This window comes from Allobosea sp. 01N443 (assembly GCF_056399325.1).
On record NZ_JBFTRC010000211.1, the window covers coordinates 1 to 9,357 of the forward strand.

At 63.4% G+C, this 9,357-nt stretch carries 7 protein-coding genes and 1 pseudogene; 4 read left to right on the top strand and 4 right to left on the bottom strand.

What is annotated here, in order from left to right:
• The 3 genes and pseudogenes from AC1DRP_RS31410 to folE form a co-directional block, all read right to left on the bottom strand.
• Positions 1–287: pseudogene (locus AC1DRP_RS31410) on the bottom strand (arylsulfatase); the annotation flags it as partial.
• A gap of 461 nt (positions 288–748) precedes the next feature.
• Entirely contained in the window at positions 749–1,258 is a 510-nt protein-coding gene (locus AC1DRP_RS31415) for a 6-pyruvoyl trahydropterin synthase family protein (RefSeq protein WP_441508230.1), read from the bottom strand.
• 12 nt (positions 1,259–1,270) lie between these two features.
• Positions 1,271–1,936, bottom strand: coding sequence for a GTP cyclohydrolase I (gene folE / locus AC1DRP_RS31420; protein WP_441508229.1), 666 nt, complete (start codon positions 1,934–1,936; stop codon positions 1,271–1,273).
• Between the two features lie 246 nt (positions 1,937–2,182).
• On the opposite strand from folE, the gene AC1DRP_RS31425 reads away from it, so the two are divergent.
• The 3 genes from AC1DRP_RS31425 (at position 2,183) to AC1DRP_RS31435 (ending at position 6,359) form a co-directional block, all read left to right on the top strand.
• Entirely contained in the window at positions 2,183–2,644 is a 462-nt protein-coding gene (locus AC1DRP_RS31425) for a putative pterin-binding protein (RefSeq protein ID WP_441508234.1), read from the top strand.
• A 60-nt stretch (positions 2,645–2,704) separates the two neighbouring features.
• On the top strand, positions 2,705–5,101 hold the full coding sequence (locus AC1DRP_RS31430; protein ID WP_441508228.1) for a putative bifunctional diguanylate cyclase/phosphodiesterase: 2,397 nt from the start codon (positions 2,705–2,707) through the stop codon (positions 5,099–5,101).
• A gap of 523 nt (positions 5,102–5,624) precedes the next feature.
• Positions 5,625–6,359, top strand: coding sequence for a hypothetical protein (locus AC1DRP_RS31435; protein WP_476770547.1), 735 nt, complete (start codon positions 5,625–5,627; stop codon positions 6,357–6,359).
• 362 nt (positions 6,360–6,721) lie between these two features.
• Here AC1DRP_RS31435 and AC1DRP_RS31440 read toward each other — a convergent pair whose 3' ends face one another.
• Positions 6,722–7,549: a class I SAM-dependent methyltransferase gene (locus AC1DRP_RS31440; protein WP_476770548.1), complete on the bottom strand. Its 828-nt coding sequence runs from the start codon at positions 7,547–7,549 to the stop codon at positions 6,722–6,724.
• Positions 7,550–8,287: 738 nt separating this feature from the next.
• On the opposite strand from AC1DRP_RS31440, the gene AC1DRP_RS31445 reads away from it, so the two are divergent.
• Positions 8,288–9,357: oligosaccharide flippase family protein (locus AC1DRP_RS31445; RefSeq protein WP_476770549.1), on the top strand; the 1,070-nt coding region annotated here is incomplete at its 3' end.

Sequence of the window (9,357 nt, forward strand, 5' to 3'; positions counted from 1 at the left end):
AAGGTGCCCGGCGCACCGAAGCCGACATCGTCGGTCATGATGAGCAGCACGTTGGGCGCGCCCTTTGGCGGCACGATGCTTGGCGCCCACCAAGCCTTCGATTCGGAAGCCTTCTGGTTGATCACTCCGCCGAATCTCGGATCGGGGGGCGGCAACTGCTTTCCGTTAAGCGTCGTCGTCGCGCTTGGCGAACCTAGGGTGCCAGTGACTTGCTGAGCCAGTGCCGGCAGGCAGACCGGGGTGAGAAGGCTCGCGCCGGCGAGGGCGCTGCGACCGAGTTTCGCCATAGCAAACTCCCGCTGCCTTGAAGAGACCGGTACATCGCTGCGAAAAAACTGCGCTCCCACCCGGGGGACCGCCCATCATGATCTCGGTTCAACTGGAGGTCTAGGCAGAATCGGACGCTTTGACCGCTGAATCCGGCAAGGAATGACCATGCCGCGATCATCCGGTCGACAGCATACCGGGTTCGGTCCCGATCCGGCATCCACGACCTGCTGTGACTTGTGTCGCGCGGAGGGGGCAATCCTCACATGGCCTGCGCTGAATGTGCCGTTGCGATCGGCGGCAGCCCGCATCGCCGATCAGGATGCGACGTCGGGGCTGAACCGTCTGCGCCTCCAGTGACGGATCTGCCCCGCTTCCCCCGGAAATTCGCCGGAGCCGATCCTCCGGATTGGCCTGAAAGCCGGTAGGTCGGGCCGCGATCTGGCCTGCGAATGGAGCGCCGGTTTTGAAGCGTCAGCCGTTAGCCCTGCCGACGCTCGAAGATCGCCGAGTTTCCGTCATGCTCGCGGACCTCGACCGATTCCAGCCAGACACGCTCGCCGATCTGATTGGCAAGCCAGGCCGCAACATGGTCGAACGTGTAGCGCGCTGTCGCCTCGCAGCCGACTGCGGGCATGATCCGCAGGTCGACAAGGCCCTTGTCGGCCAGCCCCTGGAACGCGTCGAGATGCGGGTCGTCGGCCGCGACGATCATCGTGTGGTCGAACATGTGCTTCAACCAGGTCTTGATCTCCTTCATCCCGCCGAAATCGAAGCACCAGTTGCGCTCGTCGAGCTCGTGGGTGGCGAAGATGAATTTGAAGGACAGCGCATAGCCGTGAACCAGGCTGCAATGCGAATGCGTTGCGCGCCATTGCCGGAAGCAGCAGGACAAGCCTTCGACGAAGTCATAGGTCTTGGTCGACCGATAGACGTCCCGGTGAACGATTCGCGAAGGCCTGTGGTCCTGCATCATTACCACGCTATCCATTGATTCGGGTCCCTACCGGCGTTCCAGGGATGTGCATTCCTGCAGGAATTCGGCCTTGTATGAATCGTTTGTGGCGAATTCGCCGTAGAATGAGCTGTTCACCATGCGGCTGGCATGACTGGCCCGAACGCCGCGATGAGTCTTGCACATGTGGACGGCGCTGATCCTCACCGCCAGGCCGCGGGGATTGGTGGTCTCGACGATATGCTGCTCGATCTGCTTGACCAGCTCTTCCTGAATCTGGAGGCGGGCTGCGAAATGCTGGATGATGCGATCATATTTCGACAGGCCGATGATCTTGCCTTCCGGTGACGGCAGGACGCCGATGAAGGCCACGCCATAGATCGGCATCAGGTGATGGGCGCAGGTCGAGCGGACATCGATCGGGCCGGTGACGATCAGCTGGTCATAGCTCGTGGCATTGTCGAACTCGGTGATCTTCGGCGGCGGGTTATAGCGGCCGTGCAGGAGTTCCTCGACGAACATCTTGGCGACCCGCGCCGGTGTATCGCGCGTGTTATGATCGTTCTGGTGGTCGATCTGCAGAATATCGAACAGCTCTTCGATCTTCTTCGCAGCCGCGGCCCGCATGTCCGCCCGCTCGGTCTTGTCCAGGTAGCCCTCGACCGCGTGGTTTCCGAGGCGGGCTGAATTCGATAGGCTATTCGCTCGTGACATGTTGCATCCAGATGCCTTCGTGGGCGGTAGGGGTCGCACGTGGGTCGGGTTAGTACGTCAAAATCGCAGAGGAATTCGCGGGGTTCTTGTGTAAGTATATCAATAATTTAACCGAGTTCCGCTTTAGAGGTTTTTAATGGCCGGCTCGTAGGATTTCGAGCTTGGACCGATCGGGAGCCCCTCATGTCTATAGACACATTGCGACGTGGAATCACCCTGGGCGCGATCTCGTCCATTGGTCTGCTCATGGCCGGGACAGTCAGCGCCCAGACCTTGGCCGCTCCGACGGACAAGGTCATCCTGACGATATCCGGAAAGATCTCCGTGACCAATAGCGGGGATTCCGCACAGTTCGATCGCGCCGCGCTCGAGGCGATGGGCCTCATGACAATCGAAACCAATACCCCGTGGTACTCCGGACCGCAGAAGTTCGAGGGCATCTCCCTCGATAAACTGATGAAGTCGGTCGGCGCCAAGGGCGACACCGTTCAAGCGATCGCACTCAACGACTATACGACAGAAATACCGCTCGAGGACTTCGCGAAGTACAACGTCATCCTGGCGCTGAAGCGCAACGCTGAATACATGCCGATCCGGGACAAGGGGCCGCTGTTCATCGTCTATCCCTATGACAGCAACCCTGAGTTGCGCAGCCAGAAGTTCTACAGCCGCTCGGCCTGGCAGGTTTCAAAGTTGATTGTCCGCTAGGGAGAGGGTAGATAATGGCAACTGTCTAGCATCTGTGGGAGAATCTGCCGGGATTAACTCATGCTGAAGATGCGGAAGATAGAAACCTTTCTCGGGGCCGTTCTTGTCGGCCTCGTTTTGTCTGCATTGTATGTATCAAGTCTTATCGTCGAGCAGCAGAATCTGATCCGACAGACGGCGCGTTACAATGTAACCTGGCTTGCGAGCCAGTCCGTCGTCGAGCTCCAGCGCTTCCAGGAGCGCGTCGCCAGCTTCAGCATTCCGTCCAGCAAGGTCGACGCCGACGAGGTGGCGCTGCGCTATCAGATCCTGCTCAACCGCCTCAGCCTGCTCAGCTCCGGCGAGTTCGAGGAGTTCGTCAATCAAGGTGCCGACAGGCGCGCGACCGTCGATGAATTCCGCCAGGCCCTGGCCGAGATCGAACCCTGGGTCGACCATCTCAACCCAGAGAATGCCGCGCGGATCCGTGCGCGACTGGCGCCGCTCGACCAGAAGATGTCGAGCCTTGCAGCGGCGGCCAACCGCATTTCCGGCGATCAGGTCGATGGCGATCAACGTGAGCTTCTGAGCCTGCACTGGTTCTTCTCGGGCATCATCGTGACGCTCGTGCTGATGTCGCTTGGCCTGGTCCTGCTGCTTCATTTTCGCAACCGGCTGCTCAATCATGCCCATCGCGAGATGCATGTGCTGACCGACGGGCTGAAGGACGCGAAGGGCGAACTCGAACGCGCTAATGAGGACATTTCCAGCAAGAACGACAGCCTGAAGAATCAGAACGAGATGCTGGTGCTGCGCGACATCGAATTGCGGACCCAGAACCAGCGCTTCGATGCGGCCTTGAACAACATGTCGCAGGGATTGCTGCTGGTCGACGGCGAACACCGCCTGATCGTCTGCAACGAGCGCTTTCGCCAGATGTTCGAGCTGCCGGCGTCGAGCACCAAGCCGGGGGCGAGTCTTACGACCGTGGCTGACGAGCGCTTCGCTGCCCTGCTCGCCCATCAGAAGGCCATTGCGTCGGGACCGCGATCGGCGACGTTCTCGTTCGAGCTGGCCGCCGGCACGGTCTGCTCCGTCTCGCAGCAGCCGATGCCGGATGGCGGCTGGGTTGCGACCTATGAGGACGTGACCGAGCGCCGGCGCTCGGAGGAGCGCATTGCCTATATGGCGCATCATGATGCGCTGACGGATTTGCCGAACCGCGCCCAGTTTCGCGAACATCTGGAGCGCGCGCTCGAACTTCATCACGGCGAGGCCGGCAGTTTCGCCGTGCTCTATCTCGACCTCGATCGTTTCAAGACCGTCAATGACACGCTCGGTCACGAACTGGGCGACGCGCTGCTGAAATCCGTCAGCGTCCGATTGAAGAAGGCGGTCCGCGGCAGCGATATCGTCTCTCGCTTCGGCGGCGATGAATTCGCTGTCCTGTGTCGCGGGTACCCCGATCTCGACGAGCTTCGCCGGATCGCCTCCCGCATCGTCGAACGCATGGGGCAGCCTTTCCGCATTGCCGGTCGCGACATCAGGATCGGGACCTGCGTCGGCATCGCGATGGCCATCAAGGATGGTAGCGATTGCGATTCGCTGCTGCGCCATGCCGACATGGCGATGTACGCGGCGAAGAATACCGGGCGGGGGACCTACTGTTTCTATGAGGCCCCCATGGAAGAGCAGATCGACGCGCGGCGCGCGCTGGAAGATGCGCTCCGTCGGGCGCTCCAGGAAAACGAACTGGAGGTCTACTACCAGCCCATCGTCAATCTGAAGCGGATGGAGATCGTCAGTTTCGAGGCGCTGCTGCGCTGGACCCACCCGGTCCGGGGGGCGATCTCCCCAGCAGAATTCATCCCGGTCGCCGAGGAGACCGGGCTTATCGTGACGATAGGTGAGTGGGTGCTGCGGCGCGCCTGTGCCGATGCGGCGCAATGGCCGAACGGCACCCGGGTATCGGTCAATCTGTCGGCCGTCCAGCTCCGCAACGACGACTTCGCCCAGATCGTGTTCAGTGCGCTGGCTGGCAGCCAGCTGCCGGCTCATCGGCTCGAACTCGAGATAACCGAATCCGTGCTGCTTCAGGACAGCGATGCCACGCTCGCCGTGCTGCACCAGTTGCGCCGCTTCGGCATCCGCACCTGCATGGACGATTTCGGCACCGGCTTCTCCTCGCTCAGCTACCTCAGAAGCTTTCCCTTCGACAAGATCAAGATCGACCGGTCGTTCGTCAAAGACATGCATGTGCAGGAGGATTGCCGCGCCATCGTCACCTCGATCGCCCATCTCGGGCAGAGCCTGAACATGACGACCACCGCCGAGGGCGTCGAAACACGGGAACAGCTGGAGGCGGTCATGGCGGTGGGCTGCACCGAGGTGCAGGGCTATTATTTCGGGCCACCGACCCCCGCGGCGGATGTCGCGCAGGTCTTCTCGCGCCTGGAGAAGATGCGTCTCGCGGCCTGACGCCGCAGGCCGCCTGCCAGGGAAGCGGGCGACATCGCGCCGCTGCCACCCATCCCGGCACAGGATCCGCTCCGGCCGATGATCCTGGCGGCCACGCAGCCGTCCTCCCGGCCAGGCAGGCGGCCCAGCCGAGGCGCCGCCGCCGGCCGGCCAGTCCGCCGGAGACAGCGCACCCTCGCGCATCCTTTCCCGCGACCGCGCCGCCTCGATCCTGCCCGGGAGGCAGGGGCTTGAGCCTCATCCTTCGAACGGAGGATGACGTTCGCAAGGCTCCTTCCTAGTTTCCCAAGGCTGCCTCAAGCGCCGCTTCGGCGAGGCCAGGCAGCAAGGGAATGGCCGGATTCCGTCTGGGGCCGAAGCCGATCTGCGTCGGGCCTGGGTGGGGAGGGGCAGGCGAAATGCCGTCGATCCATGGAATGCACGCACGGGCGGGAATGGCCAGGCGCGGGGACCATGGCGCAGCCAAATGCCCTGAAGTCAGTGCTCGGTTCCCGGGCGCCCAGGCAAGACGGAGAGGCTCGCGATGATCCTGGAGATGTTTGGGCCTTCCGGCGCCGGAAAGACGACGATGGTTTCCGCCCTGACCGCCCATCTGCGCGGCCTCGGCTATGTCGTAAACCCTCGGATCGGTGTGCGAGCCCATCCGCTGAGGCGCGGCATTCTCAAATGTCTGGCCAGCGTCAAGCTGCTCAGGTCCGCCGGTCCGGCCGCTGGCGTCGCGGAGCTCTTCCGGATCCTGCCACCGAAGGACCGGCTTTGGTTCATTCGTCTGTATTGGCACCTGGCCCTGCTCCATCACGAATGGACGGCGGCGCAAGCCTCCGATGCGATCACGATCTTCGATCAGGGCATGGTGCAGGCGGTGGCCTCGCTCATCCTGCTCAGCGGCATAACCGACCGCGACCCTGTCGGACGCGCGCTCGACATCGTGCCGAAGCCGGACCTGCTCGTCCGCTTTGAGGCGCCACGCCCCCTCCTGGAGGAGCGCCTTCGGGATCGCTGGCGGAAGATCGGCCCGCTTCAACGCTACCTCGAAATCGACCTGCAAGGCAGCCTGGACCACGTCGACCATGTCGACCTGATCTCCGACATGGTCAGCGCACGCGCGCTCCCCATGATCCGGATCAGCAGCATCGATGCCCCGAGCTGCAATCTGTCGATCGACCGGATCACCGCCGAGGTGCAGGCCAGGATGCGCCCATCGCGCGTTGTCGCTGAGGAGCCCGCAGCACGTGGTTATGCGGCGCTCTCACATTAGTCTATCCGATCGGATATCCCGCTTTCCGTCCGATGATCCAACCCTCTGTGAGTTCACCGGCTTTGCCGAAAACCGCAACCCGGTTCCCGGGCMGATACTGTAGCTCAGGCGCCGGGGCGGGGGATCGGCATTGGCTGGGGTGACCTAAGCTGCCGGCAGGGGTGGAGGTCGCCGCGATCACCGGCCCTGTCGTCGAGGCTGTCGCCCGCGACATCCCGGATTTCACTCGGAGTGCTGTCRCTGTCCGGGCCCCACCATCGGGCCCTGGCAGCGCCCGCGCCACGCAACTTCAGCTTCGACAGGCGGGAAAACGCAAGGAGGCCCGCGGTTTCCCCGCGAGCCCATGCACAAGCTCATCGGCGTCAGACGGAAGCGCTCCGTCCCGATTTGAGCTCGGTCGGGCGCAATGGCGAGGACACGGTGTCCCCAGGTTCGGCCACGGCGGCAGACGCCCGTTGCAGCATGCCGAAATAGTGCGATCGAAAGGCGGGGAAGAATGTCAGCGCCGGATAGAGCGGGTCGGTGAGAGCGCCGAGACGGTAGGCAATGGGGGGAATCAGCGTTTTCGAGGCCAGTTCACTCTCGAACTCGGGAAACAGGTCCTGGATGTGGCGCCGTGTCATGGCCCTGACATTGCGGTTCCAGGGATTGGGATAGCGCATGTCATACCAGATGATCACCCCGTTCGGGGTCAGGACGCGATTGATCTCGCGCGCCACGTTCCTGGCCATGAGGGGGCTCAGAATCGAGGAGAACATCGTGAAGACCAGGATGAAATCGAAATGCTGGTCGGGAAACGGTACATTCTCCGCATTGGCTTCCGTGAACGACACGTCCGGGCATTTTCGTCTGGCGGTCGCGAGGGCTTCCGGAAGCAGGTCGATCCCGAACAGGCGGTCGTTGGGAAAACCGTAGCGCTGCAGACGGYGGACCAGATCCCCCGTCCCGCAGCCCAGGTCCAGGACACGATATTGCTTGAGGGGAGGGGCAGCCTCCCGATCGAGCAACCTGTACAGGGCGACATCGCGATCGCGCACCATGCGCAGGCGCCCGGGGCGTCTCTCCCTGTCCGGGTTTCCGCGATCTCTCTCCGCATATTTCGCATAGGCGGATTTGATGCGCTCGACCTCGGCCGCCGTTGAGTGATCACAGATATCATAGCTGAATGGACGCATTTGAACGACCGGCATCGCAATCTCCCAGGGTGAATCGCCGATGGCTTCTCGCCTGCGGATGCTTGGGGGCTTGTCACCCGCTCCAGGCGTCGGAAGCTGTTGGAACGCTCCTGACAACAGGGCAGGCGGGGCGCCCGAGCCGGCATCCTGYGTACCCACCGAGGCTCGGTTGCCGCTAAGCCCGAGCTCTCGCCTCATGCGACCATCCGGTCATCGAGACGCATGCGAGGATCTGGAGCCGAGGCGCCCACGGTCGGCGTCCAGGTCGCACAAGAAACGAGGACTCCTCCCGCTCGGGGCTTCGGTTTCAAAAGTCAGCTGCGCCCGAGCGAGCCAAGCTTATCTCTGGTACGCGCCGGGCAGGCGCTCGGCATCCTCCGAACGAAGGATGACCCGGCATTTCCTGGCTGTCCGGCCGCCCGTTCCGGCCCCTGCGCCGAGGCGCCGCCATGGCGCAATCGACGCCGGCTTCGTTCATTCGAAGGATGAACTGGCCGCGCCCCAGGCGTAGCCGGTTGAGGTCAATCCCGCAGCCGGCCGCCGAAGACAGGGTTGATCCGATGCGCGACGAACAACCGACGCCGATCGTGGGAGGCCTGCGGGGTCGCCTGCTGCACGGTCTCCCTGCTTCGTCAGGGTGGAGCCGCCATCGCCGCAGAACGACGGCAATCACGGGAGCAGAGTGTCAACACGCCGGAGTGCGCCCGGCCCCCAATGCAGTGGCACTGCCTCTCAATGCAAGGGTATCGGCCTATGATCATTGATCTTTTCGGCGCCACCGGTGCCAGCAGAGCAAGCTTTGCCAGCGAATTGTGCGAGAGGCTCCGCGAGAGCGGCCAGACTGCCGAGATCATTCAGGGCCACTGGCCCGCGACAGGGGATCCGGCCCGCGACCCCCCGGGCCAAACCACCGGGCATGTCTACCGCGGCATTGGCAAATGGGCCGCGGCAGCGGTCCTCCCGCTCAGTCGCAGGCTCGGTTTCTGGCCCGGCTTCGATATCCTCGCCATGCTGCCGCCGGCCAATGCGGCCTGGTTCGGCGTCCTGCGCAACTATAATGCGAGCCTGAGCCATGCCTGGTCGGAGGCGGCCCGGTCGGACCAGATCGTGATCTTCGAACAAGGCTTCGTTCAAACCGTCTGCCTGCTCGCCACGCATAGTTGGGCCCTGAGCGCGGCTACCCTGGAAGCAGCCCTCGAACAGGTGCCAAAGGCCGATCTGATCATCTGCATCGATGCCCCCTCGGAGACGCCCGAAACGGATTTCGGAATGAGCCACGCCGCGGCGCCCGTCATCGCTCGCGCCGACGGCCTCTTGCATGAGCACGAGACGCCGGTGATCTCGCTCACCTTTCACGACGAGGCGACGCTCGGCAGCGCGCTGGACGCAGCCGTCGAGGAGGTCCTGGCGAGGCGCCCGGTTCGCGCCCCGATCGGCACATCCGCCGCGGCAGCGGCAGCCGACCGTGCAGCAACGCGCCCCGGTCCGGCTCATCCCGCTGTGCCGATTCGGGGCGCGATCGTGGCAGCGGGGAGTGTCGCCGCTCCCCAGCGGGCCATTCCGCTCCCCAGCATGCGTGCGCTGCTGCCCTATCTGATCGGGGCCTTTCTCGCCTTTCTCGTCGAATTTCTCGCCGCCAGGGTCATCGGCGCCCATAGCTACGGCATCTATGCCTTCGCCTTCGCCTGCGCGAGCGTGGTCGCCTACAGCTCCACGCTGGGTTTCAATATTTCGCTGATGCGCCTCCTGCCAGCCTATCTCGCGCGGCAGGAGAGCAGCCTCGCCCGGGGCGTGATCCAGTATGCCGTCCGCAGGACGCTGGC

Coding starts and splice junctions, on each gene's coding strand:
- AC1DRP_RS31425 (WP_441508234.1), top strand. CDS start 2,183: ATGGCCGGGACAGTCAGCGCCCAGACCTTGGCCGCTCCGACGGACAAG.
- AC1DRP_RS31430 (WP_441508228.1), top strand. CDS start 2,705: ATGCTGAAGATGCGGAAGATAGAAACCTTTCTCGGGGCCGTTCTTGTC.
- AC1DRP_RS31415 (WP_441508230.1), bottom strand. CDS start 1,258: ATGGATAGCGTGGTAATGATGCAGGACCACAGGCCTTCGCGAATCGTT.
- folE (WP_441508229.1), bottom strand. CDS start 1,936: ATGTCACGAGCGAATAGCCTATCGAATTCAGCCCGCCTCGGAAACCAC.
- AC1DRP_RS31435 (WP_476770547.1), top strand. CDS start 5,625: ATGATCCTGGAGATGTTTGGGCCTTCCGGCGCCGGAAAGACGACGATG.